The 25,186-nt window shown below is 71.8% G+C and carries 24 protein-coding genes; 19 read left to right on the forward strand and 5 right to left on the reverse strand.

The genetic code is table 11. The annotated features are described in order from the left end of the window. Positions 1 to 18: 18 nt before the first annotated feature. Positions 19 to 1,362 carry an MFS transporter gene (locus AMY39116_RS0334635; protein WP_020422179.1) on the reverse strand — a complete coding sequence of 448 codons (1,344 nt, stop codon included), beginning with the start codon at positions 1,360 to 1,362 and terminating at the stop codon, positions 19 to 21. Positions 1,363 to 1,548: 186 nt separating this feature from the next. Here AMY39116_RS0334635 and AMY39116_RS0334640 point away from each other — a divergent pair, with 186 nt between their 5' ends. The 8 genes from AMY39116_RS0334640 (at position 1,549) to AMY39116_RS0334675 (ending at position 8,878) form a co-directional block, all read left to right on the forward strand. Continuing rightward, positions 1,549 to 2,361 (forward strand): sugar phosphate isomerase/epimerase, encoded by an 813-nt coding sequence (locus AMY39116_RS0334640; protein WP_020422180.1) that lies wholly within the window; start codon positions 1,549 to 1,551, stop codon positions 2,359 to 2,361. Between the two features lie 23 nt (positions 2,362 to 2,384). Then, a complete protein-coding gene (locus tag AMY39116_RS0334645) occupies positions 2,385 to 3,158 on the forward strand; it encodes an SDR family NAD(P)-dependent oxidoreductase (RefSeq protein ID WP_020422181.1) in 774 nt (257 codons plus the stop codon). 14 nt (positions 3,159 to 3,172) lie between these two features. Further along, positions 3,173 to 4,846 carry a dihydroxyacetone kinase family protein gene (locus AMY39116_RS0334650; protein ID WP_020422182.1) on the forward strand — a complete coding sequence of 558 codons (1,674 nt, stop codon included), beginning with the start codon at positions 3,173 to 3,175 and terminating at the stop codon, positions 4,844 to 4,846. Then, a complete protein-coding gene (locus tag AMY39116_RS0334655; protein WP_020422183.1) occupies positions 4,843 to 5,307 on the forward strand; it encodes a ribose-5-phosphate isomerase in 465 nt (154 codons plus the stop codon). The genes AMY39116_RS0334650 and AMY39116_RS0334655 overlap by 4 nt, the downstream gene beginning before the upstream one ends. Positions 5,308 to 5,330: 23 nt before the next feature. Further along, positions 5,331 to 6,014: a GntR family transcriptional regulator gene (locus AMY39116_RS0334660; protein ID WP_020422184.1), complete on the forward strand. Its 684-nt coding sequence runs from the start codon at positions 5,331 to 5,333 to the stop codon at positions 6,012 to 6,014. A 51-nt stretch (positions 6,015 to 6,065) separates the two neighbouring features. Beyond that, on the forward strand, positions 6,066 to 6,926 hold the full coding sequence (locus tag AMY39116_RS0334665) for a transketolase (protein ID WP_020422185.1): 861 nt from the start codon (positions 6,066 to 6,068) through the stop codon (positions 6,924 to 6,926). After that, positions 6,923 to 7,909, forward strand: coding sequence for a transketolase family protein (locus AMY39116_RS0334670; RefSeq protein ID WP_020422186.1), 987 nt, complete (start codon positions 6,923 to 6,925; stop codon positions 7,907 to 7,909). Before AMY39116_RS0334665 ends, AMY39116_RS0334670 begins: the two co-directional genes overlap by 4 nt. A gap of 159 nt (positions 7,910 to 8,068) precedes the next feature. Continuing rightward, on the forward strand, positions 8,069 to 8,878 hold the full coding sequence (locus tag AMY39116_RS0334675) for a LuxR C-terminal-related transcriptional regulator (RefSeq protein WP_020422187.1): 810 nt from the start codon (positions 8,069 to 8,071) through the stop codon (positions 8,876 to 8,878). Between the two features lie 36 nt (positions 8,879 to 8,914). On the opposite strand, the gene AMY39116_RS0334680 is transcribed toward AMY39116_RS0334675, so the two are convergent. Next, positions 8,915 to 10,246 carry an MFS transporter gene (locus tag AMY39116_RS0334680; protein ID WP_020422188.1) on the reverse strand — a complete coding sequence of 444 codons (1,332 nt, stop codon included), beginning with the start codon at positions 10,244 to 10,246 and terminating at the stop codon, positions 8,915 to 8,917. 141 nt (positions 10,247 to 10,387) lie between these two features. Here AMY39116_RS0334680 and AMY39116_RS0334685 point away from each other — a divergent pair, with 141 nt between their 5' ends. The 5 genes from AMY39116_RS0334685 to AMY39116_RS0334705 all read left to right on the forward strand — a co-directional run bounded on the left by AMY39116_RS0334685 (position 10,388) and on the right by AMY39116_RS0334705 (position 15,704). Next, positions 10,388 to 12,082 (forward strand): AMP-binding protein, encoded by a 1,695-nt coding sequence (locus tag AMY39116_RS0334685; RefSeq protein WP_020422189.1) that lies wholly within the window; start codon positions 10,388 to 10,390, stop codon positions 12,080 to 12,082. 59 nt (positions 12,083 to 12,141) lie between these two features. Beyond that, a complete protein-coding gene (gene fgd, locus AMY39116_RS0334690; protein ID WP_020422190.1) occupies positions 12,142 to 13,146 on the forward strand; it encodes a glucose-6-phosphate dehydrogenase (coenzyme-F420) in 1,005 nt (334 codons plus the stop codon). A 277-nt stretch (positions 13,147 to 13,423) separates the two neighbouring features. Continuing rightward, entirely contained in the window at positions 13,424 to 13,714 is a 291-nt protein-coding gene (locus tag AMY39116_RS0334695) for a metalloregulator ArsR/SmtB family transcription factor (RefSeq protein WP_020422191.1), read from the forward strand. Between the two features lie 21 nt (positions 13,715 to 13,735). After that, positions 13,736 to 14,728, forward strand: coding sequence for an LLM class flavin-dependent oxidoreductase (locus tag AMY39116_RS0334700; RefSeq protein WP_020422192.1), 993 nt, complete (start codon positions 13,736 to 13,738; stop codon positions 14,726 to 14,728). A 220-nt stretch (positions 14,729 to 14,948) separates the two neighbouring features. Beyond that, positions 14,949 to 15,704 (forward strand): GAF and ANTAR domain-containing protein, encoded by a 756-nt coding sequence (locus tag AMY39116_RS0334705; RefSeq protein ID WP_020422193.1) that lies wholly within the window; start codon positions 14,949 to 14,951, stop codon positions 15,702 to 15,704. A 3-nt stretch (positions 15,705 to 15,707) separates the two neighbouring features. Here the strand turns inward: AMY39116_RS0334705 and AMY39116_RS0334710 are convergent, their stop codons facing one another. After that, the gene (locus tag AMY39116_RS0334710) at positions 15,708 to 16,052 is read right to left on the reverse strand and encodes an STAS domain-containing protein (protein WP_020422194.1); all 345 of its coding nucleotides are present in this window, start codon (positions 16,050 to 16,052) and stop codon (positions 15,708 to 15,710) included. Between the two features lie 182 nt (positions 16,053 to 16,234). On the opposite strand from AMY39116_RS0334710, the gene AMY39116_RS0334715 reads away from it, so the two are divergent. Continuing rightward, the gene (locus tag AMY39116_RS0334715; protein ID WP_020422195.1) at positions 16,235 to 16,975 is read left to right on the forward strand and encodes a GAF and ANTAR domain-containing protein; all 741 of its coding nucleotides are present in this window, start codon (positions 16,235 to 16,237) and stop codon (positions 16,973 to 16,975) included. Between the two features lie 659 nt (positions 16,976 to 17,634). On the opposite strand, the gene AMY39116_RS0334720 is transcribed toward AMY39116_RS0334715, so the two are convergent. Then, positions 17,635 to 18,453, reverse strand: coding sequence for an endonuclease/exonuclease/phosphatase family protein (locus tag AMY39116_RS0334720; protein WP_157358795.1), 819 nt, complete (start codon positions 18,451 to 18,453; stop codon positions 17,635 to 17,637). A 53-nt stretch (positions 18,454 to 18,506) separates the two neighbouring features. Continuing rightward, on the reverse strand, positions 18,507 to 19,514 hold the full coding sequence (locus tag AMY39116_RS0334725; protein ID WP_020422197.1) for an LLM class flavin-dependent oxidoreductase: 1,008 nt from the start codon (positions 19,512 to 19,514) through the stop codon (positions 18,507 to 18,509). 41 nt (positions 19,515 to 19,555) lie between these two features. On the opposite strand from AMY39116_RS0334725, the gene AMY39116_RS0334730 reads away from it, so the two are divergent. The 5 genes from AMY39116_RS0334730 to AMY39116_RS0334750 all read left to right on the forward strand — a co-directional run bounded on the left by AMY39116_RS0334730 (position 19,556) and on the right by AMY39116_RS0334750 (position 25,183). Beyond that, positions 19,556 to 20,371: an NAD(P)H-binding protein gene (locus AMY39116_RS0334730; protein WP_020422198.1), complete on the forward strand. Its 816-nt coding sequence runs from the start codon at positions 19,556 to 19,558 to the stop codon at positions 20,369 to 20,371. A gap of 700 nt (positions 20,372 to 21,071) precedes the next feature. Beyond that, complete coding sequence (locus AMY39116_RS0334735; protein ID WP_027936483.1) at positions 21,072 to 22,097, forward strand: LacI family DNA-binding transcriptional regulator; 1,026 nt, start codon at positions 21,072 to 21,074, stop codon at positions 22,095 to 22,097. Next, the gene (locus AMY39116_RS0334740; protein ID WP_020422200.1) at positions 22,094 to 23,050 is read left to right on the forward strand and encodes a carbohydrate ABC transporter permease; all 957 of its coding nucleotides are present in this window, start codon (positions 22,094 to 22,096) and stop codon (positions 23,048 to 23,050) included. Before AMY39116_RS0334735 ends, AMY39116_RS0334740 begins: the two co-directional genes overlap by 4 nt. A 4-nt stretch (positions 23,051 to 23,054) precedes the next feature. Continuing rightward, positions 23,055 to 23,882: a carbohydrate ABC transporter permease gene (locus AMY39116_RS0334745; RefSeq protein WP_020422201.1), complete on the forward strand. Its 828-nt coding sequence runs from the start codon at positions 23,055 to 23,057 to the stop codon at positions 23,880 to 23,882. A gap of 26 nt (positions 23,883 to 23,908) precedes the next feature. Then, on the forward strand, positions 23,909 to 25,183 hold the full coding sequence (locus tag AMY39116_RS0334750) for an ABC transporter substrate-binding protein (RefSeq protein WP_027936484.1): 1,275 nt from the start codon (positions 23,909 to 23,911) through the stop codon (positions 25,181 to 25,183). Positions 25,184 to 25,186 lie beyond the last annotated feature (3 nt).

Genomic DNA, 25,186 nt, shown 5'->3' on the forward strand with positions numbered 1-25,186 from the left:
GGACCCCGGCGCGGGAGGTCAGGACAGCCGCACCGGTTCGGCCGGCGTTTCCGCGGTCGCGCGGTCGGCGGCTTCGCGCTCGGCTCGGCCCCACGTCTCACGCGTCAGCAGCGCCGACACCAGGCCCAGCGCGGAGTAGGCGAGGAACAGCAGCGCCGGCCCGAGCCAGCCCAGCCACAGGAACAGCAGCGTCGTCACGAACGGCGTGACACCCGAGATCATCGCCGAGATCTGGTATGCCAGCGACGCCCCCGAGGAGCGGGTCTTGGCCTGGAACAGCTCCGGGAACCACGCGCCCTGCGCGCCGGCCAGCGCGTTCTGGCACACCGCGTACGACACGATCACCGTGACCACGATCGCGATCAGCGACGCCGTGTTCACCAGCAGGAACATCGGGATCGCCCACAGCGCGCCGAACAGTGTCACCCACAGGTAGACGGGACGCCGTCCGATGCGGTCGGTCAGCCCGCCCCACGCGATCGTCGCGCCGATGCCGACCGCCGACGCGATGCACAGCGCCATGATCGTCTCGCCGCTGGTCGCCAGCTCCTCGGACTTCAGGTACGAGATCATGTACGTGATGGCCACGGCGTACCCCGCGGTCTCGGCGATCCGCAGCCCGATGCCGCGCAGCACGTTGCGCCAGTCCTCGCGCAGCACCTGCACGATCGGCGCCTTCACGATGTCGCCGCTGTCGCGCACGTCCTCGAACACCGGCGACTCGGGCACCTTCGCGCGCACGATCAGGCCGACGATCACCAGGATCAGGCTGGCCAGGAACGGCACCCGCCACGCCCAGTCGCCGGACAGGTTCACCGACACCAGGAACACCAGGTTCGCCAGCAGCAGCCCGATCGGGAACCCCGCTTGCACGATGCCGGTGAACGCGCCCTTGCGGCGCCACGGCGCGTGCTCGTAGGTCATCAGGATCGCGCCGCCCCACTCGGCGCCGTAGGCGACACCCTGGATGATCCGCACGGTCACCAACAGCGCCGGGGCCAGCACGCCGGCCGTCTCGTACGTCGGCAGCAGCCCGATCGCGAACGTCGCCAGTCCCATCACGATCAGGGACGCGACCAGCACCGGCTTGCGGCCGATCTTGTCGCCGAGGTGGCCGCCGATGATGCCGCCGATCGGCCGCGCGACGAACCCGACACCGAGCGTGGCGAACGCGGACAGCGTGCCGATGACGGGTGAGGCGCTGGGGAAGAACGCGTGTCCGAAGTAGAGCGCCGCGGCGGTGCCGAAGCCGATGAAGTCGTAGCTCTCGATCACGGCCCCCGCGGTGGAGCCCCACGCGACGCGGCGCGCATCGGGCGTGCCGTGCACCGGACCGCGCATGGTGAGCGCTTCGCTGCGCATTGTCGATTGCCTTCCTGTCAGGGCCACCACGACCCTATGTCGCCGTGCCCTCCTGTTAACAATGCAGGACATCGTGCGTCGCTCTCCCGGTGATGTCAACAGCGTGTTTCCTGCTCTACCGCGCTGTCATGGGCAAAATCCGCGGAGATCTTGTCTGTTGACACAGCTCTGTTAACATTGTCGACCATGGAACCAACCGGATGGCCGGGCTGTTCGACGATCAGCTTCCGGCACCTGCCACTGCCGGCGGCGCTGGCGCTCATCGCGGAGTGCGGCTTCGGCGAGATCGACCTCGGCGCGCTGCCGGGGGTGTGCGACCACGTGCCGTACGACCTGACCGACGACGCGGTGCGCGCCGTCGCCGCTGAGGTGGCGGCCTCCGGTCTGCGGGTCCGTTCGGTCAACGGCGACATCGGTGACCTGAACCGCCCGCACGACGAGGACGAGCGGGCGGCCCACCTGCGCCGCCTGCTCGAGCTCACCGCGGCCTGCGGGGCCGACGCACTGGTCCTGCCCTGCGGTGCCCAGTCCCACGACCCGGTCGCGACCCTGGACGCGGACCTCGACCTGGTCGCGGCGCAGCTGCACCGGGCCGCCGAGGCCGCCGCGCGGCACGGCGTCGCCCTGTGGGTCGAGGCCCCGCACTACCACCGCCTGTGCTGGAACACCGATCTGGCCGCCGAGCTGGCCGACCGGCTCGACCCGTCGGTGGGCCTGGTGCTCGACACCAGCCACATCGTCGCCTCCGGCGGCGACCCCGCCGCCTACGCCGAGCGGTTCGCCGGGCGCATCGCCCACGTGCACCTGCGCGACGCCACCCCGGGCCACATCAACCACAGCATCGGCAACGGGGTGGTCGACTTCGCGGCCACCTTCGCCGCGTTGCGTGCCACCGGCTACCAGGGCGCCAGCTCCCTGGAACTGGAGACCCGGGACGTCACCGACGACGAACGGCCGGCGGCCGCGGTCAAGGCCGCGGCCTACATCGCCGGCCTGTGAACCCCATGCAAGGAGACACCGAAATGCCTGACACGCAGCGCACCGCCGTGATCACCGGGGCAGGCGCGCCCCGCGGGATCGGCAAGGCCACCGCCGCCCGCCTCGCCCGGGACGGCTGGGCCGTGGCCGTGCTCGACCTGAACGAGCCCGCCGCCAAAGAGGCCGCCGACGAGATCGCCGCCGGGACCGGCGCGCCGGTGTTCGCGCACGGCGTCGACGTGGCCGACGAGCCGTCCGTGCTCGCCGCCTACCGGGCCGTGCGCGCCGAGGTCGACGCCGGGCGGCTGCCGACCGTCGGCGCGGTCGTCAACATCGCCGGCATCACCTCGCCGGTGCCGTTCCTGGAGACCACGCTCGAACTGTGGAACAAGGTGATGGCGGTCAACGCGACCGGCACCTACCTGGTCACCAAGGCGTTCCTGCCGGACCTGATCGAGGCGGGCTGGGGCCGGATCGTGAACATGTCCTCGGTGTCGGCGCAGCAGGGCGGCGGCGTGTTCGGCCGCACGCCGTACAGCTCGGCGAAGGCCGCGATCCTCGGCTTCACCAAGGCGCTGGCCCGCGAACTGGGCGACGCGGGGGTCACCGTCAACGCGGTCGCGCCGGGCGCGGTGGACACCGACATCCGCGTCGGCACCACCGAGGAGCTCGAGGCCGCGATCGTCAAGAGCATCCCCATCGGCCGCCAGGCCACCGTGGCCGACGTGGCCGGCGTGATCGCGTGGCTCACCAGCGAGGATGCCGGTTACCTGCAGGGCACGACCATCGACATCAACGGTGGCTCGTTCCTCCACTGAGGACGGGAAGCGCGATGACCTACCTCAGCAACGATCCGGCGACCTTCGCCGAGGACGCGCTCGCCGGGTTCTGCGAGCTGCACGCGGACACCGTGCGGCGCGTGCCCGGCGGGGCCGTCCGCCGCAACCGGCCGTCGCGGCCCAAGGTGGCCGTGCTGCCCGGCGGCGGGTCCGGCCACTACCCGGCCTTCTACGGCGTCATCGGTCCCGGCCTGGCCGACGGCGCGGTGAGCGGCAACCTGTTCACCTCGCCGTCCGCGCAGGACGCGGTCTCGGTGGCGCGGGCGGCGCACTCCGGCGCGGGCGTCGTCTTCACCTACGGCAACTACGCCGGCGACGTGATGAACTTCGGCCTGGCCACCGAACGCCTGCGGGCGCAGGGGATCCGGGCGGAGAACGTCGTGGTCACCGACGACATCGCCAGCGCGGAGCTGCCCGCCGAGCGCCGCGGCATCGCCGGGGACTTCACCGTCTTCAAGGTGATGGGCGCGGCCGCCGAGGAGGGCATGGACCTGGACGAGGTCGTGCGCGTCGGCCGCAAGGCCAACGACGCGACCCGCACGATCGGCGCCGCCTTCGCCGGCTGCACGTTCCCCGGCGCGGACGCCCCGCTGTTCACCGTGCCGGAGGGGCACATGGGCCTCGGGCTCGGCATCCACGGCGAACCCGGCCTGCGCGACGTGCCGCGGCCTGCCGCGCGGGAACTCGCCGCGGACTTCGTGCGGCGCGTCCTCGCGGAGAAACCGGCCGGGGCGGGGGAGCGGATCGCGGTGCTGCTCAACGGGCTCGGCTCGGTCAAGCACGAGGAGCTGTTCGTGCTGTGGGCCGACGTGAGCCGCCTGCTGGGCGAATCCGGCCACACGCTGGTGCTGCCGGAGGTCGGCGAGCTCGTGACCAGCCTCGACATGGCCGGGGTGTCGCTGACCGTGACCTGGCTGGACGACGAGCTGGAACGGCTGTGGACCGCGCCCGCGTGGACACCCGCGTTCCGCCGAGGCGCCATCGCCGCGGACTCCGGCGAGGAGGCCGTCGCGGAGGTGACCGACGACGGCCCGCGGTTCGCCGAGGCCTCCGCGGAGTCCCGGGAACTGGCCGGGGCGGTGCTCGACGGGCTGCGCGCGGTGCGGAAAGCGTTGCGGGAAGCCGAATCCGAGCTGGGCGCGATCGACGCGGTGGCCGGCGACGGCGACCACGGCCGTGGCATGGTCCGCGGCATCGACGCCGCCGTCACCGCCGCGGAAGCCGCCTGGCACCAGGGCGCGGGGGCGGGCGACGTGCTCGCCGCCGCCGGTGACGAGTGGGCTGCCCGCGCCGGCGGCACGTCCGGGGTCCTGTGGGGCGCCGGGCTGCGTGCGGCGGGCGAGGTCATCGGCGACGGCACGATCGACGCGGTCGCCGCCGTGGACGCGTTCACCGAGCGCGTGATGTCCCTCGGCGGCGCCGAGCCCGGCGACAAGACCCTGGTCGACGCGCTGGTGCCGTTCCGCGAACGGCTCGCCTCGGGCACCTGGGCGCAGGCCGCGGCCGCCGCCGAAGACGCTGCCCGCGCCACCGCCGATCTGGTGCCGCGCAGGGGACGGGCCCGCCCGCTCGCCGAGCGCAGCGTCGGCACCCCGGACCCGGGAGCCGTGTCGCTGGCCCTGATCGCCCGCACCGTCTCCGAGTACCTGCGAGAAGGGACGCGATGAACTACCGCATCGTGGTCGGCTGCGACGACGCCGGCCTGGACTACAAGGAACAACTCGCCGCCGACCTGCGGGCCGACCCGCGGGTGGCGGAGGTGATCGACCTGGGCGTGCACCGCGGCGCGGACGACGTGCACCGGCCCTACCCGGAGATCGGGCTCGCCGCGGGCGAGGCGATCCGCGACGGCAGGGCCGACCGGGCGGTGCTGGTGTGCGGCACCGGCATCGGGATGGCGCTGTCGGCGAACAAGGTGCCCGGCGTGCGGGCCACCACCGCGCACGACTCGTTCTCCGTCGAACGCTCGATCCTGTCCAACAACTGCCAGGTGCTCACGCTCGGGCAGCGGGTGGTCGGGCTGGAGCTGGCACGGCGGCTCGTGGCAGAGTGGCTGGGATACACCTTCGACGAGCGGTCCGCCAGCGCGGCGAAGGTATCGTTGATCAGCGAGTACGAGCGGTGCTGACGACCAGCCCGGGGAGGGCGCGCGTGGTGAAGGAGCCGAACCGCAACCTGCGGCAGATGGCTGTCGACACGCTGCGCCAGGCCATCACGACCGGCGAGTTCCCGCCGGGCAGCCACCTCGGCGAGGTGCAGGTCTCCGAGCAGCTCGGCATCAGCCGCGGCACCCTGCGCGAGGCGTTCCGCCAGCTCCAGCAGGAGGGGCTCGTCGAATACGGCGAGCGCGGCCGCGTCACGGTCCGGCTGATCAGCGAGAAGGACATCATCAACACCTTCACCGTCCGGGCGGCGCTGGAGGCGCTGGCCGGCGAGACGCTGGCGTCGAGCTACTACCGCGAGGAGCACTGCCGCCGCCTGCGGGCCGCGGTGGACCGGATGGCGCGCGCCACCCGGGTGTCGCTGGAGGCCCAGATCGAGGCCGACCTGGCCTTCCACGAGCTGCTGGTCGAGCTGACCGACAACGACGCGCTGGTGCGCTCGTGGAAACTCCTCGAAGGCCCGATCCGCATGTGCATCATGTACCGCGGCCTGGAACGCGCCCTGTCCAACATGAGCCCGGGCCGCCACCTGGAGATCGTCACGGCGATCGAGTCCGGTGACCCGGTCAAGACGCAGAGCGTGATCTCCGAGCACATGGTCGCCACCGCGCAGGCCCTGCTGTTCGGCACGGTGCGCACCCGCCCGCGCATCGAGATCACCGGCGAGAACTGACTCTTCCCCCCGGGCGTGTTTTCCGCCCGGATCATGAAAGCGACGCAATCCATGACTGCATCGATCGCGCCGTCGGCGACCCGTGCCGACCGCGTCGCCGCGGCGGCCCACCGCATGCGGCACCACATCCTGAACATGGGCGAGGCCCAGGGCCAGGGCTACGTCGGGCAGGCGCTCGGCGCCGCCGACCTGCTCGCCACCGTCTACACCGACCAGCTGCGGCTGCGGCCTCAAGACCCGGAGTGGCCGGAGCGGGACCGGTTCCTGCTCTCCACCGGGCACTACGCCATCGGGCTGTACGCGGCGCTGGCCGAGGCCGGGGTGGTGCCGGTCGAGGAGCTGGAGACCTACGGCTCGGACGACTCGCGCCTGCCCATGTCGGGCATGGCGACCTACACGCCGGGCATGGAGATCTCCGGCGGCTCGCTCGGTCACGGGCTGACCGTCGCCGTCGGCATGGCGCTCGGGCTGCGGTTGCGGGGCTCGTCGTCGCGGGTGTTCAACTTCCTCTCCGACGGCGAGCTCGACGAGGGCTCCACGTGGGAGGCCGCGATGGGCGCCGCGCACCACCGGCTCGGGCTGCTCACCGCGATGGTCGACATCAACGCGCTGCAGGCCGACGGCCCCACCGCCGGTGTGCTGCGCACCGAGCCGGTCGTGGACAAGTGGGCGGCCGCGGGCTGGTTCGTCCGCCGCGTGGACGGCAACGACATCCCCGCCCTGCTCGCCGCGTTCGACGAGATCGCCGAGCAGGCGCGGCCGGACGGGCAGCCGTCGGTGCTGCTGTGCGACACCCGCATCGGCCGGGGCGTGCCGCTGCTGGAGACCAGGGAGAAGGCGCATTTCATGCGCATCGACGAGCACGAGTGGGACATCTGCCGCGGGCAGCTGGACGAAGGAGCGCGGGCGTGACCACCACCAAACGGCTGACCACGTCGGCGATGATCGCGTCGTTCGCCGACCCCGGCCAGAAGACGACGAGCGCGCCGTTCGGGCACGCGCTGGCCGCGCTCGCCGAGCAGGACACCCGGGTCGTCGGGCTGACCGCGGACCTCGGCAAGTACACCGACATGCACGTGTTCGCCCAGGCCCACCCGGACCGGTTCTTCCAGATGGGAATGGCCGAGCAGCTGCTGCTCGGCGCCGCGGCGGGCATGGCCGAGGTCGGGCTGGTGCCGTTCGCGTCCACCTACTCGGTGTTCGCGGCGCGGCGCGCGTACGACTTCCTGTGCCTGGACATCGCCGAGCCGAACCTCAACGTCAACGTGGTCGGCGGCCTGCCCGGCCTGACCACCGGGTACGGGCCGAGCCACCAGGCCACCGAGGACATCGCGATCTTCCGCGGCATGCCGAACCTGACGATCGTGGACCCGTGCGACTCGGTCGACATCGAGCAGGCCGTGCCGCAGCTGGCCGCGTGCGAGGGGCCGACGTACCTGCGGCTGCTGCGCGGCAAGGTGCCGACGGTGCTGGACGAGTACGACTACTCCTTCGAGCTCGGCAAGGCTGCCGTGCTCCGCGGCGGGAACGACGTCGTGTTCGTCTCCAGTGGACTGATGACGATGCGCGCGCTGCAGGCGGCGGAGAAGCTCGCCGCGCACAAGGTCGACGTGGCCGTCGTGCATACACCGACGATCAAGCCGTTCGACTCGGAGACCGTGCTGCGCGAGATCGCCGGCGACCGGCTCGCGGTGACGCTGGAGAACCACACGGTGGTCGGCGGCCTGTTCGGGACGGTGGCCTCGGCGGCGGTGCGGGCCGGGGTGTCCGGCCGGATCGTGCCGGTCGCGCTGCCGGACGAGTTCCTGGCCGCCGGAGCGCTGCCCACGCTGCACGACCGGTACGGGCTGGCCACGGACCGCGTGGTGGAGCGGGTGCTGGCTGAGCTCGGCTGAGGCACCTCGGCTGAACGCCCGCTGCGTGACCACCTCCGTTGAACGCCGTGCGCTACCCCCGGACGGGGGTAGCGCCACCGCGCGGGTGTCGACGTGCCCTGGTCACGCGGGTACCGTGGGGCGACCGACGATGGTGTGGTGCGAGGAGGACGGACGCCGATGTCTGACGCCCGCTCGGTGCTGCATGTCGAGTTGGAGGGCGCCGCCCGCGTGGCGGGTCTGCCCGTCGTGTTCGGGGGCGAGGTGGTCGACGGCCGGTTGCGGCTGTCGGGCTTCGTCGGGACACGCACGACCGCGCTGCACAACCTGGACGTCCTGCCCGGCGCGGGCCTCGGCGGCCGCGTGCTGATGCAGGGCCACCCGATCGCCGTGAGCGACTACGGCAGCGCCCGCACCATCACCCACGACTACGACCGCCCGGTGCTCGCCGAGGGGCTGGCGTCGATCATCGCCGTGCCGGTCCGGGCCGGCGGGCGCTGCCGCGGCGTGCTGTACGGCGCGGTGCGGCGGCCGGTGACGTTCGGCGACCGCGTCCGCGACGCCCTCATGGAGTCCGGCAAGCGCCTGGCCCGTGAGCTGAGCGAGCGCGACGAGCTGACCGCGCGCCTCGACTCGCTGTCCCCCGGGGCCACCCGCGAGGAGCTGCGCTCGGTGCACTCCGAGCTGCGGGCCATCGCCGGCGCGCTGCCCGACCCCGAGGCGCGCCGCCGGATCTACGCGGCCGCGCAACGGCTCGTCGACCTCGGCGAGGGCAAACCCGTCCAGGGCCCGCGGGTGCGTCTGTCCACCCGGGAGACCGACGTGCTCGCCCAAGTCGCCCTCGGCTTCACCAACGGCGAAGTCGCCGAGCGGCTGTCGCTGTCGCGGGAGACCGTCAAGGCCTACCTCGGTTCTGTGATGCGCAAGCTGGACGCCCACACCCGCCACGAAGCCGTCGTCAAGGCGCGCCGGCTGATGCTGCTGCCCTGAGGCCGGTGGCGCCGCGCGGCGCCACCGGCCCCCGGTTCAGGCCACGGTCGCTTCGCTGGCCTGCCCGGCCGTCATCGCGGTGCCGCGGGTCTCCTTCAGCGCCAGCGTGGACACCAGCGAGATCAGCCCCGTCACCGCGAGCATCACGCCGACCGCGATGCTGCCGAAGCTCGCGGTCAGACCGGGCGCCACCAGCGGCGGGATCGCGCCACCCAGGACACCCGCCAGGTTGTAGCCCAGGCCCGCGCCGGTGTAGCGGAAGCGGGTCTGGAACAACTCCGGCAGGAACGACCCGGCCGGCCCGTACGCCACCGCGAAGATCATCAGCGTGACCAGCACACCGACGGCGAACGCGACCGGGCGGCCGGTGTCCAGCAACGGGAACAGCGCCAGCGACCACACCACGCCGAGCGCCGAGGAGTACACGATCACCCGCCGCCGCCCGAGCCGGTCCGACAGCACGCCGGCGACGACGATGACGATCCCGAACGCGACGGCCGCCGCGATGCCGATGCCCAGCACCACCGGCCGCGTCAGCCCCGCCCCGGTCTTGCTCGTGCCGTAGCTGGTCAGGTACGTGGTGCCCATGTAGAAGAACGCGAACAGCATCGTCAGCGAACCGGCCGACAGCAGGATCTCCCGCGGCTGCTTGCGCACCGCCTCCAGGAACGGCAGCCGCTTCGGGCGGTCCAGGCCCGCGGTGCCGCCCGCCGCGACGAACGCCGGGGTCTCGGCGATGCTCATCCGCACGTAGAACCCGACGGCCACCAGCAGGATGCTCACCAGGAACGGCACCCGCCACCCGTAGTCCAGGAACGCGGCGTCCGCGTCGCCCATCACCAGGTTCGTCACCAGGAACGTGCCGCTGGACAACGCGAACGCGATCGCGGGGCCCAGCTGCGGGAACACCGCGTACAGGCCGCGTTTGGCCGGTGGCGCGTACTCCGCGGTCAGCAGCGTCGCCCCGGCCCACTCGCCGCCGACCGCGAGCCCCTGCGCGAACCGCAGCACGACCAGGATGATCGGCGCGGCCACCCCGATGGTCGCCGCGCCCGGCAGCAGTCCGATGAGGACGGTGGCGATGCCCATCAGCAGCAGCGTGGAGATCAGGGTGCGCTTGCGGCCGATGCGGTCGCCGAAGTGTCCGAACAGGATCGCGCCGACCGGCCGGGCGATGAACGCGACGGCGAACGTGGCGAACGCGGCCACGGTCCCGGCCGTCGCGCCGAGCGCCGGGAAGAACACCTTCGGGAACACCAGCGCGGCCGCGGTGCCGTAGATGAAGAAGTCGTAGTACTCGATGGTCGTCCCGACGCAGCTGGCCACGGCCACCTTGCGCATCGGGACCGCCGGGGTCTGGCTCGACACGGGTTCTCCTCGTCGTTGAGGTCTCACTGGCCAGAGATCGTCCGGTATGGACAAAACGGGCGCTACCCCCATCCGTGGGTATCGCCCCGGCGGCGGCCGATTGCATGATGTCGGGCAGCCCGAGCGAAAGGACACAAAGCGGTGAACGCGACCGATGCCTACCATGCGAGCAGGGACCAGCTGGTGGCGCTGCGGGAGGACCACGCCCGCGCCGTGGCCGAGTTCCGCTGGCCCGAGCTGGGGGAGCGGTTCAACTGGGCGGTGGACTGGTTCGACGCGATCGCGCGCGACAACGACCGGCCCGCGCTGGTGATCGCCGAGGAGGACGGCACCACCACACAGCGGTCCTTCGCCGAGATGTCCCGCGCCTCGGACCGGCTGGCCGCATGGCTGCGCGAGCGGGGCGTGCGCCGCGGCGTTCCGGTGCTGCTGATGCTCGGCAACCAGGTCGAGCTGTGGGAGTCGATGCTGGCGATCATGAAGCTGGGCGCGGTGATCCTGCCGACCACCAGCGCCGTCGGCCCGGCCGACCTGACCGACCGGATCACCCGCAGCGGCGCGGAGTTCGTCATCTGCAACGCCGCCGACACCGGCAAGTTCGCCGACGTGCCCGGCGGGTACACCCGGATCAGCGTCGGCGCGGCGGACGGCTGGGCCGACCTGCGTGAGGCCGCGGACACGCCGCACGTCCCGGTCGAGCACCCGGGCACCGCGCCCGGCGACCCGCTGCTGCTGTACTTCACCTCGGGCACCACGTCCCGGCCGAAGCTGGTGGAGCACACCCAGGTGTCCTACCCGGTCGGGCATCTGTCCACGATGTACTTCCTCGGGCTGCGGCCGGGCGACGTGCACCTCAACATCTCCTCGCCCGGCTGGGCGAAGCACGCGTGGTCGTGCTTCTTCGCGCCGTGGATCGCCGAGGCGACGATCTTCGTCTACAACTACCGCCGCTTCGACGCCGCCGCGCTGCTGGAGCAGCTGCGGAAGCGCGAAGTCTCCTCGTTCTGCGCCCCGCCCACGGTGTGGCGCATGCTGATCAACGCCGACCTGGGCGAGCGGCCGTCCGCGCTGCGCGAGGTCATCGGCGCGGGCGAACCGCTCAACCCGGAGGTGATCGAGCAGGTCCGGCGGGCGTGGGGGCTGACGATCCGGGACGGCTTCGGGCAGACCGAGACGACCGCGCAGGTCGGCAACACGCCCGGCTCGCCGGTCAAGGCCGGCTCGATGGGCCGCGCCCTGCCCGGAGTGCCGGTCGTGCTGGTCGACCCGGCGAGCGGACAGCCGCTTTCCGGCCCCGGCGAGGGCGAGATCTGCCTGGACCTGTCACGCTCGCCGGTGAACCTGATGACCGGCTACCAAGGCGACCCCGAGCGCAACGCAGAGGCCATGGCGGGCGGTTACTACCACACGGGTGACGTGGCGACGATCGACGCCGAGGGCTACATCACCTACATCGGCCGCACCGACGACGTGTTCAAGGCCAGCGACTACAAGATCAGCCCGTTCGAGCTGGAGTCGGTCCTGATCGAGCACCCGGCGGTGGCCGAGGCGGCGGTCGTGCCCGCGCCGGACCCGGTGCGGCTGGCCGTGCCCAAGGCCTACGTCGCGCTCGCGCCCGGCCACGAGCCGACCAAGGAGACCGCGTTGTCGATCCTGCGGCACGCCCGCGAGAACCTCGCGCCGTGGCAGCGGGTGCGGCGGCTCGAGTTCTTCGAGCTGCCCAAGACGATCTCCGGCAAGATCCGGCGCGTCGAGCTGCGGTCCCGCGAGGACGAGCTGGGCACGGGCAGCCCCGCGGAGTGGCGCGACGACCAGTTCCCGGACCTGCGCGGCTGAACGGTCCCTCCCGCGCGCAGTAGGTTGGAGGTGAGCAACCAGTGTGAGGGAGGACGAACGTGGGTCTGAAAGTCGGCTACAAGGCCTCGGCGGAGCAGTTCGGTCCGCGGGATCTGGTCGAGTACGCCGTGCGGGCCGAGGAGCTGGGCCTGGACTCGGTGATGGTGTCCGACCACTTCCTGCCGTGGCGGCACGAGGGCGGGCACGCCCCGTTCGCGTTGTCCTGGATGTCGGCGGTGGCCGAGCGGACGAACCGGGTGCAGATCGGGACGAGCGTGCTGACCCCGACGTTCCGGTACAACCCGGCCGTGATCGCGCAGGCGTTCGCGACGATGTCGCTGCTGTCGGGCGGCCGGGTGATTCTCGGCGTGGGCACGGGCGAGGCGCTCAACGAGATCGCGGTGTCGGGCCGGGAGTGGCCGGAGTTCAAGGAGCGGTTCGCGCGGCTGCGTGAGGCGATCAAGCTGATGCGCGAGCTGTGGACCACCGACAACGTGTCGTTCGAGGGCGAGTACTACACCCTGGTCAACGCCAAGATCTACGACCGGCCGGAGCAGCCGGTGCCGGTGTACGTGGCCGCGGGCGGCCCGGTGGTGGCCAAGTACGCGGGCCGCGCCGGCGACGGCTTCATCTGCACCTCCGGTAAGGGCATGGAGCTCTACAACGACAAGCTGATGCCGGCGGTCGCCGAGGGCGCGGCCGCGGCGGAGCGGGACGTCGCGGGCATCGACAAGATGATCGAGATCAAGATGTCCTACGACCGCGACCACGAGAAGGCGCTGGAGAACACCCGGTTCTGGGCGCCGCTGTCGCTGACTCCGGAGCAGAAGCACAGCGTGTCCTCGGCCGAGGAGATGGAGCGCCTGGCCGACGAGCTGCCGATCGAGCAGGTCGCCAAGCGGTGGATCGTGGCCTCCGACCCGGACGAGGCCGTCGCGCAGATCAAGCCGTACCTGGACGCGGGCCTGAACCACCTCGTGTTCCACGGCCCCGGCCACGACCAGGAGCGGTTCCTGACGCAGTTCGCCGAGGACGTCCTGCCGCGGCTGCGCGCACTGGGCTGAGCCCCGCGCGCCGCTCACGGCCGTGGTGCCGGTGGGCGGTCGCCGTTGCTGCGGCTGCGCGAGCTGGGTTGATCGCGCCGCGCCGCTCGCGGGCAGTGGTGCCCGTGAGCGGCGGGCGGTCGCGCCGGGCTGCAACCCGGTGGTTCACCACGACGGGCGGCGGCTCCTCGCGCAGCTCGCCACCCGCCGCTCGCACCCCGTGAGCGGCGTCATGGTGCGGACCCCTCATCGGCGGGAGTAATTTCGGGAATTAGCGAAATGTCGAAGGACGGTGCGGGTGCTCCCTGAGTGCAAGGCCCTGGCGAACGAGACGCGGCTGCGCATCCTGGAGTGGCTCAAGGACCCGGCGGCCAGCTTCCCGGCGGCCGCCGACACGGCCGGGCTGGGGGTGTGCGTCGGCCTGATCCAGCAGAAGGCAGGCACCTCCGCGTCGACGGTCTCGGCGCACCTGGCCATCCTGCAGCGCGCCGGGTTCCTGCTGGCCACGCGACAGGGCCAGTGGACCTACTACCGGCGCGACGAGGACCGCATCCGCGCCTTCACCGAGCGACTGCACCGCGACCTGTGACCCGGAAAAGGTGAGCCCGTCATGTCCCCAGTCCTGTCCGTACTGGACCTCGCGCCGATCGCGCCCGGCCAGACCGCGCGCGAGAGCTTCGCGGCCAGCGTGGCGCTCGCGCAGGCCGCCGAGCGCAGCGGCTACCGGCGGGTCTGGTACGCCGAGCACCACAACATGGCGTCCATCGCCTCCAGCGCGACCAGCGTGGTGATCGGGCACGTCGCCGAGCACACGTCGACCATCCGGCTGGGCGCCGGCGGGATCATGCTGCCCAACCACTCGCCGCTGGTGATCGCCGAGCAGTTCGGCACGCTGGAGACCCTGTTCCCGGGACGCATCGACCTCGGGCTCGGCCGGGCGCCGGGTAGCGACCAGCAGACGATGGTGGCGCTGCGGCGCGACCCGATGTCGGCGGATTCGTTCCCGCAGGACGTGCTGGAGCTGCAGGCCTATCTGAGCGGCAAGGCCGTGCAGGGCGTGCGGGCCGTGCCGCGGGCCGAGGGCGTCGTGCCGCTCTACATCCTGGGCTCGTCGCTGTTCGGGGCGCAGCTGGCCGCCCAGCTCGGGCTGCCGTACGCGTTCGCGTCGCACTTCGCGCCGGACTCGCTGCACCAGGCCGTCTCGCTGTACCGCGAGCGGTTCCAGCCGTCGGAGCAGCTGGCCGAGCCGTACGTGATCGCCGGGGCGAACGTGTTCGCGGCGGAGGACCACCACGAGGCCGAGGCGCAGCGGTCGGTGGCGTACCGGGCGCGCACCCGGGCGATGCTGTCGCAGGGCCGCGCGGGGGCGAACTTCACCGACGCGGAGATCGACGCGTTCCTGGCCTCGCCGCGCGGCCGCGGCCTGGCGTCGATGACGCGCTACACCGCGGTCGGCACTCCCGACGAGGTGCGCGCCTACCTGGCGGACTTCGCGACCGAAGCCCAGGCCGACGAGCTGATCCTGGCGCACCACGCACACGACATCGCGGACCGGGTCCGGTCGGTGGAGCTGACGGCGAACGCCATGGCGGCGGTCGCGTAGGAACTCCGGCTGGGCTCGTTCGGTGTGCCGCGGTTCCGCGTGCCGCGGCCCGGATTCGGCGCCGCGCCGCACCCGCGCCTGACCTGCGATCCGCCCGCCGGGCGGCCGGGTAATATCGGCCGGGTTGTTGAGCAGACAGCGACCGGGTGCGGGCCCGGTGCTGTCTGTCGCTGGTCGCTCGCCCCGCTCCGGATGGTTGCCAGGAAGGGACACGACCAGGATGAGCGACGGTGCGGCAGGCCAGCTCGCACACCTCGACGAGGTGACCCGTGCACTCGAGGAACTGGCCGGCACGGTCGGGAACACCGACGACTTCGACGTGCTGCTGCGGGTGGTCTGCGAGCAGGTCGTGCGCGTGGTGCCCGGGGCCGACATGGCCTCGATCACGGTGCTCGACGATTCCGGCGCGCGATCGGTGGCTTCGACCGACGACCGCGCCACGCGCATCGACGCGGCGCAGTACGACGAGGACGACGGCCCGTGCCTGCGCGCGGCGCGCACCGGGCAGGTGGTCCGGGTCGAGGTCGGCACGGCGCGGGAGTTGTGGCCCGGGTTCTCCGCCGTCGCGGCCGGGCACGGGGTGGCGAGCTACCTGGCTTCGCCGCTGCAGGTGCGCGACGAGGCGATGGGCGCGATCAACCTGTTCGGGTTCGGCGAGCACGGGTTCCGCGACGTCGACCAGAAGTACCTGGAGCTGTACGCGACGGTCGTGGACACGGTGCTGCACCTGTCCAGACGCGCGTTGCGCACCCAGGAACAGGTGCGCCAGTTGCGCGCGGCGATGCGCACGCGCGGGGTCATCGAGCAGGCCAAGGGCATCCTGATGGCGGCGAGGCGGATCAGCGCCGACGAGGCGTTCCAGCTCCTGGTGGGGCAGTCCCAGCGGGAGAACGTCAAGCTGCACACCATTTCGGCGCGGTTCGTCGCCGAGCACTCCGGGCACGTGGTGGACCCGGACGACAGTCTGCCGAACTGAGCGTCAGGCCGCCGACGGCACCGCCGAGGCGATCGTGAAGACCCGGTCCAGCCCGGTCAGCTCGAGCGGGCGCAGCACCGGGCGGCTCGTGCAGACCAGGATGAACTCCTGCCCGGCGGCCTCGCACTCCCGCGAAACCTCGACCAGCAACGCGAGGCCGCCCGAGTCGAGGAATCCGACGCGCAGGAGGTCGAGAACCAGCGTGCGCGGCGGGGGCACCGGCGCCCCCGCACGGGCCGCCCCCAGCCCGTCCCGCAGGTGGACGACGGTTCCGGCGTCGATTTCACCCGTCACGGTCACGACGAGCGCGTCCGGCCGGTAGGTCCACTCCACTTTCAGGTTCGTCACTGGTATCTCCTGGGGCAAGCTCGTGGGCTCGCGAAACAGGGCAGGACACGGACACCGCGCTGCCGACGGAAACTGGCGAGCCACAGCTGCTTGTATAACCGTGACGCAACCGACCCTACCGCATCGCCCGGCTAGGCTTGCCGGACGAGGACCGGCAGGTCGCGTGGAAGAGACGAGGTGTCATGAGCGAATCGCTCCTGTCCGCACCCGCGGTGCTCACGATCGCGCAGGAACTCGCCGAGATCGGCAGGCTGGTGGACGACGACGACGTCACCTCGACCCTGTCCCGGTACGTGGCGCGTGCCTGCGCGTTGCTGCCGGGCTGCGACCGCGCGTCCATCACGGTCCGCACGGCGGCGGGGACGGCCGAGGTGCTCGCGTCCGCGGGCAAGCCGTTGCCGGAGCCGCCGACCGACGGGTCCGGGCCGGACCCGGTCACGGAGGCGCTGACCTACCGCGAGCCGCGGCGGGTGGACGACACCGCGACGGACGAGCGGTGGCCCGCCTACAGCGCGCACCTGCGCCGGCACGGGTTCGGCAGCGCGCTGACGCTGCCACTGCCCGGCGCCGAGTCCGGGGCGGCGTTCAGCGTGCTCTCCGCCGAGCGCGGCCGTTTCGGCGAGGATTCACACGACCTGGCGCTGTTGTTCACCCTCCACGCGGGCGTGGCGTTCGACAACAGCGCGCTCTACCACGACAACATCCGCCTGCTGGGGCACGTGCAGACGGCGCTGCGGACGCGGACGGTCATCGCGCAGGCGCAGGGCCTGCTGATGCACCACGGCCACCAGACGGCGGACGAGGCGCTCGCCGCGCTGAAGCGGATGTCGCAGCAGCGGAACGTGAAACTGCGCGACGTGGCTGCGGCGCTGGTGACGGCCCACCACGAAGGCAGGCTGGCGGAGGTGCTGCGGGCGCGCTGAGTGTCCGCCTCGGGCGTGGTTCGGCGGGTGGTGATGTGGTCTGGCGAGCGTAGCTGGGGGCGCTGGGTGGTCTGCTGGGCGGGTTTTGTTGGTTGGTGGGTGACTGCCGTTGGGCGGTGGTGCTGGAGTCCCGCTGAGTATCGGCCTTGGCTTGGTCGTTCCGGGGTGGAATGTGCCGGTGAGCGCAGCTGGGAGCGCTGGGAGGTCAATCGGGCAGGCTTCATAGGTTGGCGCGCCACTGCTGGCCGCCGGCGGAGGTGTCGGAGGCGTCCGCCTCGGTGTGGTCGCTCGACCGCCGTGTTCGCCGTCGTGTTCAGCGAATGCGGCTGGAGGCACTGGGAGGTCAACCGGGCGGGCTCGTCGGCCAATGCGCAACCGCGCGCCGCCTGCCGGGCGCTGGCCGTCCGCTGACCGTCCACGGCGGGCGTGGTCGCCCGGCGGTCGATGCCCGCCCACCGGGCGGGCCGTCGGCTGGCCGACCCTCGGCGTGCCGGCCAGCCGGCCGGACCCTCCGCGTGCGGAGGGTCCGTTGACCGTCCACCTCGACCAGTTGGCGTCGGCGCGAGCCAGGAGCGCCGGGGGCCGCGGAACTGTCCACGCTGCGCGGACATCCGCGGACCACGGCGGCAAAGGGCCACTGCTGCCAGCGCGCCTGAAACTCAGTGCCGCACGAGCAGGCGGCTCATCAGCGGCAAGTGGTCCGACGCGACGGGATCCCCGTCCAGCACCCGCGTCACCAGCGGCTGCACCGAGCGCGACGCGTAGATGTAGTCGATCCGCCGGTCCGGCGCCTCCGCCGGGTACGTCGCGCCCGCGCCCTTCCCGGACACCGGCCACGTGTCGGTGAAGGCCGCGTTCAGCGTGGCGATCTCCGGGGCCTCCGGGAGCGCGTTCAGGTCGCCCACGAGCACCGCAGGCGTGATGTCGCCGATCAGCTCCGTGATCTGCCGGGTCTGCTCCAGCCGGTCCACCTGGGAACTCGCTGCCAGGTGTGTGTCGTACACGTGCACCGCCACGCCGCGCACGTCCAGCACCGCGTGCAGGAGGCCGCGCTGCTCCTGGTTCGGCGACCGGAACAGGTGCGTGTTGTCCCACGCGGTGATCGGGTAGCGGGACAGGATCGCGGTGCCGTACTGGATCCGCGGGCTGCCGGCGGCGGGCGGGTCCCGGTCGATGTTCGCGCCGAAGACCACGTGGTAGCCGAGCATCCGGGCGAGCTCGGCGGCCTGGTCGGCCCATTCGCTGCGCGCCGAGTAGTGCCGGTCCACCTCCTGCAGCCCGACCACGTCGGCGCCGCTGTCCCGGATCACCCCGGCCACGCGCGCGAGGTCGAGCACGTCGTCGGTGCCCTGCGCGTGGTGGATGTTGAAACTCAGCACGGACAGCACCCGCTGCCGCGGCTCGCTCGCGTTCGCGGGCGCCACCGAGGTCAGCAGGATTCCGCTCAGCATCAGCATGATCGCCAGTGTTCTACGCACCCGGCGATCTTCGGCCGCGCACATGAGGACCCGGTGAACGAGCGGCGAACGTTTCAGCGCCAGCCGGCGTCGGGTGCGACGTCGCGGACGATCGACTCCAGCAGGTGCGCGTTGTAGTCCACGCCGAGCTGGTTCGGCACCGTCACCAGGACCGTGTCCGCCGCCTGCACGGCCGCGTCCTCGGCGAGCTGCTTGGCGATCACGTCCGGCTCGCCCGCGTAGGTCTTCCCGAACCGCGCCACCCCGCCGTCGAGCCAGCCGACCTGGTCCTGGCTGTCCCGTTCCCGCCCGAAGAACCGCCGGTCGACGTCGGTGGTGATCGGGATGACGCTGCGGCTCACCGACACCCGCGGCTCGCGGACGTGCCCCTGGCGCGCCCACTCCGCGCGGAAGATCTCGATCTGCTCGGCCTGCAGCTCGTCGAACGGCACCCCGGTGTCCTCCGTGAGCAGCGTCGAGCTCATCAGGTTCATCCCCTGCTCGGCGGCCCACTTCGCGGTGGCGCGGGTGCCGCTGCCCCACCAGATCCGCTCGTACAGCGTCGGCGACTGCGGCTGGATCGCGAGCATCCCGCCGCGGCCGGTCATCCGCGGATCGGCCCGGACGACGCCGCTGCCGCCGATCGCGGTCCGGAAGATCTCCGTGTGCTTGCGCGCCATGTCCGCGTCGGTCTCGCCGTCGGCCGGGACGTAGCCGAACGCGGACGCGCCGTGCAGCGCGGGTTCGGGGGAGCCGCGGCTGATGCCGAGCTGCAGCCGTTCGCCGCTGAGCAGGTCGGTGGCCGCGGCCTGTTCGGCCATGTAGAGCGGGTTCTCGTAGCGCATGTCGATCACGCCGGTGCCGAGCTCGATGCGCTCGGTGCGCGCGGCCATCGCCGCCATCAGCGGGAAGGGTGTCGAGAACTGGGGCGCGAAGTGGTGCACGCGCAGGAACGCGCCGTCGACGCCCAGCTCCTCGGCGGCCACGGCGAGCTCGACCATCTGCCGCAGCGCGTCGCCTGCCGTCGGGGTCGGCGTGCCCGCCTGGTGGTGGCCGAACGAAAGGAACCCGATCTTCTTCACACCGGGTATTGTCCAGGACTCGACCGGCATCTGGGGGCGCGATGTTTCTCGTCACTGGCGCGACCGGCACGGCGGGCGGGGCGGTGGTGCGCGAGTTCGCCGGGAGTGGTGAGCCGGTGCGGGCGCTGGTGCGGAAGCCGGACGCTGTGGTCCCCGGTGCGGAGCCGGTCGTCGGCGATCTCAACGATCCGGCGAGCGTTCCGTTCGAGGGCGTGACCGGGGTGTTCCTGCTGTCCGGGTACGCGGACATGCCGGGGCTGCTGGCGCGGGCGCGGTCGGCCGGTGTCGAGCGGGTGGTGTTGCTGTCCGGCGGGTCGGCCGCGCTGGCGGATCTGGACAACGCGGTGTCGCGGTACATGACGCTGTCCGAACGGGCCGTGCGGGAGTCCGGTCTGGCGTGGACGTTCCTGCGGCCGCGCGCGTTCATGTCGAACGCGCTGCGGTGGCTGCCGCAGCTGCGGGCGGGCGACGAGGTGCGTGTGCAGTACCCGGACGTGCCCGCGGCGTGCGTCGACCCGGGCGACATCGCGGCGGTGGCCGTGCGGGCGCTGCGGGGCGGGCACGAGGGCCGGACCTACGATCTGACCGGTCCCGAGGCGCTGTTGCCTGCCCAGCAGGTGGCGGTGCTCGGGCGTGTGCTGGGCCGGGACCTGCGCGCGGTGGGTCTGTCCGATGAGGAGACCCGGGCCGAGATGGCAGCGGCGATGCCGGCCGACTACGTGGAGGCGTTCGCCCAGTTTTACGCCGAAGGCAGGCTGGACGAGGCCACGGTGCACCCCGATGTGGCCGAGGTGACCGGGCGAGCGCCGCGCACGTTCGAGCAGTGGGCGCGGGAGAACGCGGACGCTTTTCGCTGACCTGCTGCGGAAAATGTCGCGCGCAGCGTCTGAAGTGGACGCTCCCGGGCGCAACCTTCGGGGCGCCCTCATGGACGGGAAACTCGCACTGCGGAGCGACGCGCCTGACAGCGCGAGACGTGAGGCCGCGTGGCGGCGCGGGCGCGGCTCGCACCTGGAGGCAGGTCGCACCGCGGAGCCTGTGATTCGGGCGGGGCAGCGCGGGACGCATCGCAGGCGTGGCTTGCGTGGGGTAGCGCGGGTGGCTTCGCGGGGCGTGTGGCCGCGCGGGGTAGCGCGGGATGCGTGGCGGGCGTGTGGCCCCGCGGGGCAGTGCGGGATGCGCCGCGGGCGTGTGGCTTGCGCGGGATAGCGCGGATGGCGTCGTGGGGAGTGGTTCACGCGCGGGGTAGTGCGGGATGCATCGCGGAGCGTAGGACACGGGCGAGGCAGCGCGGCGGGTATCGCGGAGTGTGGGAAGCTCGTAGCGGAGCGTAAAAACCCCGCCGCGAACAGTAGGGCGAGCGCCACCGCCTGCCGCGCGAGCTCAGCCGCCCGCTGACCAGCGTCGAAGCCGCCACCGCGACCCCACGCGCACCCCGGTGTTGACACCCCTCGAACCGGATGTCACTATTCCCCGCAGCCCCTTGGAATCGTTTCCAACCACCGAGCGTCACGGGTTGGAAACGTTTCCAAGGCAACGAACGACGACGGAGCGACAATGACGTCTACACGGGCCACGCTGCTGCAGGTGGCCGAACGAGCCGGGGTGTCTCTGGCCTCGACCTCGCGCGCCCTGCACGGCACCGGCGCTAGCCCGGCCATGATCGAGCGCGTCCGGGCCGCCGCGGAGGAGCTGGGTTACAGCCCGGACGCCATCGGCCGCTCGCTGCGCATGAAGAAGACCTTCCAGATCGCCTTCGCGGTCGCCGACATCGGCAACCCGGTCTACGTCGAGATGATGCGGGCCATCCACGAGGTCCTCGCGCCGCACGGGTACCGCGTCGTGGTCATGACCACCGGCGACACCTCGACCTCCACGGCCGACCTGGTGCGCAGCCTCAACAGCGGTTTCGTCGACGGCATGGTCATCAGCCCGCTGCGCACCGACGACCGCCTGATCGAGGAGATCCAGCAGGCCGCCGTCCCGGTCGTGGTCATCGGCCGCGCCCTGGACGCCCACGGCATCAGCTCGGTCTCCACCGACTCCGCGGGCGGCATCGGCCAGGCGGTCCGCCACCTGAAGGAACTCGGGCGCCGCCGGATCGGCTTCCTCAACGGCCCCCTCGACACCACCCCCGGCCAGGCCCGCCAGCGCGGCTTCGAAGCCGCCGCGGGCACGGGCCACACCACCGAGGTCGCCAAGGACTTCACCGTCGCCGCCGGCCTCACCGCCGCGCGCCGCCTGCTCGCCGCGGCCCCGGAGCGCCTCGACGCCATCGTCGCGGCCAACGACCTGCTCGCCATCGGCGCCATCCACGCCATCCGCGAACTCGGGCTGTCCGTGCCGGACGACATCGCGGTCACCGGCATGGACGACACCGAGATCGGCCGCGTCTTCCACCCGACCCTGACCAGCGTCTCCCTCGGCAGCACCGAGCGCGGGCGCGCCGCCGCGCAGCTCATGCTCCGCCTCGCCGACGACGCCGGCCAGGACGCGCAGCAGGTCACCGTCGGCCCGGAGCTGATCGTGCGCGGTTCCACCGTCCCCGCCGCGGGCGGGCTCACCGAGGGAGGCCGGCGATGACCCTGGCCGCGGACACCCGCGCCCCCGCGCCCGCACCGGCGCCCCGCAAGCGCCGCAAGGGCACCATTGCCCGCTCGCGCCGCCGCGAGGCGATCGCGCTGGTGATGCCGTCGCTGATCCCGATCCTGGTGCTCAGCGTCGCGCCGCTGGTGATGGGCCTGGCGCTGGCGTTCACCGACGCCCGCCTGGTCCGCAACCCCGACTACGACTTCACCGGCATCGACAACTTCACCAAGCTGGCGGGCAACTCGTTCTTCTGGGACAGCCTCCGCATCGGTCTGATTTGGACGGTCGGCGTCACCGTGCTGCAGCTGGCCGCCTCGATGGGCCTGGCGCTGCTGCTCAACTCGGGCCTCAAGCTGCAGGGCCTGACCCGTGTGCTCGCCCTCATCCCGTGGGCGATGCCGCCGGTCGTCGTGGCGATCATGTGGCAGATGATCTACTCGGCCAACGGCGGCCCGCTCAACGCCTTCCTCGGCAGCGTCGGCCTGCCCGCCGACACCAACTGGCTCGGCGACTTCTCCACCGCCCTGCCCGCGGTGATCGTCGTCGGCGTGTGGGTCGGCATGCCGCAGACCACCGTCACCCTGCTGGCCGGTCTGCAGCAGATCCCGCAGGACCTGCACGAGGCCGCGGCGGTGGACGGCGCGGGCGCGTGGCGGCGGTTCACCGCGGTCACCTGGCCCAGCCTGCGGCCGATCGTCACCTCGATCACGTCGCTGAACTTCATCTGGAACTTCAACTCGTTCTCGCTGGTCTACGTCCTCACCGAGGGCGGGCCGGGCGGAAAGACGATGGTGCCGGTGCTCTTCATCTACCTCGAAGCGTTCAAGAACCGCAACATCGGCTACGCGGCGGCGATGGGGCTCGTGCTCGTGATCATCGTCGTGCTGCTGCTGGCGGTCTACCTGCGGTCGCAGTTCCGCGACGACCGCGCCGAGCGGGGGCGGTGACCACATGCGCGTCCTCGTGCGTCCCGCCCAGTACCTGGCGCTGGCGGCCTACATCCTGTTCCTCGGCTTCCCGCTGCTGTGGCTGATCTCGGCGTCGGTGAAGTCCTCCGGCGAGCTCAACTCGCTCACCGTGAGCCTGCTGCCGCAGCAATGGCACTGGGACAACTACACCGAAGCGCTCGACCGGCAGGGCCTGGTGCACTCGGCGGGCAACAGCCTGGTCGTGGCGCTGGTGTCCACCGCGCTGGTCATCGTGATCGCGCTGCCCGCGTCCTACGTGCTCGCCCGGCTCAAGGGCAAGATCCGCGCCGCCGGCGTCGGCTGGATCCTGGTGTCCCAGGTCTTCCCCGTGGTCCTGGTGATCCTGCCGCTGTTCCTGATCCTGCGCACCATCGGGCTGGCCGACAGCCTGGCCGGCCTGACGCTGGTGCACACCACCTACACGCTGCCGTTCGCGCTGTGGATGCTGCAGGGCTACGTCAGCGCGATCCCGGTCGACCTGGAAGAGGCCGGCGCGATGGACGGCGCGGGCCGGTGGACCGTGCTGCGCCGGATCGTGTTCCCGCTCCTGATGCCCGGCATCGTCGCCACCGCGATGTTCAGCTTCGTCTCCTCCTGGAACGAGTTCTTCTTCGCGCTGGTGCTGCTCCAGTCGCCGGAGAACTACACGCTGCCCATCACGCTGAACATGTTCATCGGCGGCGAGGGCAAGGTGTCCCTCGGCCCGCTCGCCGCGGGCGCCGTGCTCGCCGCGATCCCCAGCATCGTCTTCTTCACCATCCTGCGCCGGAGGCTCACCAGCGGGCTGATGGCCGGGGCGGTGAAGGGATGAACCCCCGGAAAACGAAAGGTCGGTCAATGAAGTCTCGACGTTTGGTGACGGCCGCGCTCGCGGCGGCCGCGAGCCTGCTGTTCACCGCGTGCTCCAGCGGCGGTGACAGCCCCGGCGGCCCGGTGACGCTCAAGTTCCAGTCCCTGTCGGACCAGCCCGCGGCGATCGCGGCGACGAACAAGATCGTCGACGACTGGAACAAGGCGCACCCCGACGTCAAGGTCGAGGTCGTGCAGGCGGGCTGGGACGGCGTCTACGACAAGCTGATCACGCAGTTCAACGCGGGCAGCGCGCCGGACATCATCCACTACGAGGCCGCCGGCGTCGTCCCGTTCGCCAAGGACGGCTACCTCGCCGACCTCACGCCGTACCTGTCGGAGCAGAAGAAGACCGACATCCCCAAGGGCGTGCTGGACTCGGTCACCGTGGACAACCAGGTGATCGCCTACCCGACCGAGCTGCAGTCCTATGTGGTCTTCGCCAACCGGGCGCTGCTGCAGAAGGCCGGGGTCACCATCCCGGCCGGCGACACGATGACCTGGGACCAGCTGCGGGAGATCGCGAAGGCGACCACCCGCGACGGCGCCTACGGCCTCGGCTGGGGCCTGTCCAGCCCGACCGCCGCGATGGTCGCGCTCGCGCCCGGCTTCGGCGGCAAGTACTTCGACGGCACCGGCACCGACGCGAAGATCAGCGTCGGCCAGGGTGAGATGGCCCTGCCGCAGCTGGTGGACGCCATGGCGCACCAGGACAACTCGATCCTGCCGGTCACGCTGACCCAGTCCGGTTCCAAGGCGCTGGCGCCGTTCTACGCCGGGCAGACCGCGATGACGATCCAGGGTTCGTTCCAGGCCGCGAACATCGCCAAGGACGCGCCCGCCGGTTTCGACTGGGTCGTGCTGCCGCCGCTGGCCGGCCCCGCCGGTCCCGCGCAGGCCGCCAACCCGCAGACGCTGTCGGTGAACAAGGACTCCGCGCACGTCGAGCAGGCCGCGCAGTTCATCGAGTTCTTCACCAACACCGAGAACCTGGCCGCGCTCAACGAGGCCGACGCGCTGATCCCGGCGACCACCTCGGCCCGCGAGGCGCTGACCACGAAGCTCGGCGCGCAGAACGGCTGGAAGGAGATCCTGTCCTCGGGCCAGTACCTCACCTCCGCGCCGTACCTGTTCGTCGACAAGTACGCGCAGTGGAAGGACACCGTCGCTACCCCGGCCTACCAGAAGTTCCTCGCGAAGCAGATCGACGCGAACGGTCTGTCGAAGGAACTGACCGACGGCTGGAACTCCATCAACCGGTAGCGA

This window comes from Amycolatopsis sp. ATCC 39116 (assembly GCF_000231075.2).
In the GTDB taxonomy this organism is placed as follows: domain Bacteria; phylum Actinomycetota; class Actinomycetes; order Mycobacteriales; family Pseudonocardiaceae; genus Amycolatopsis_E; species Amycolatopsis_E tucumanensis.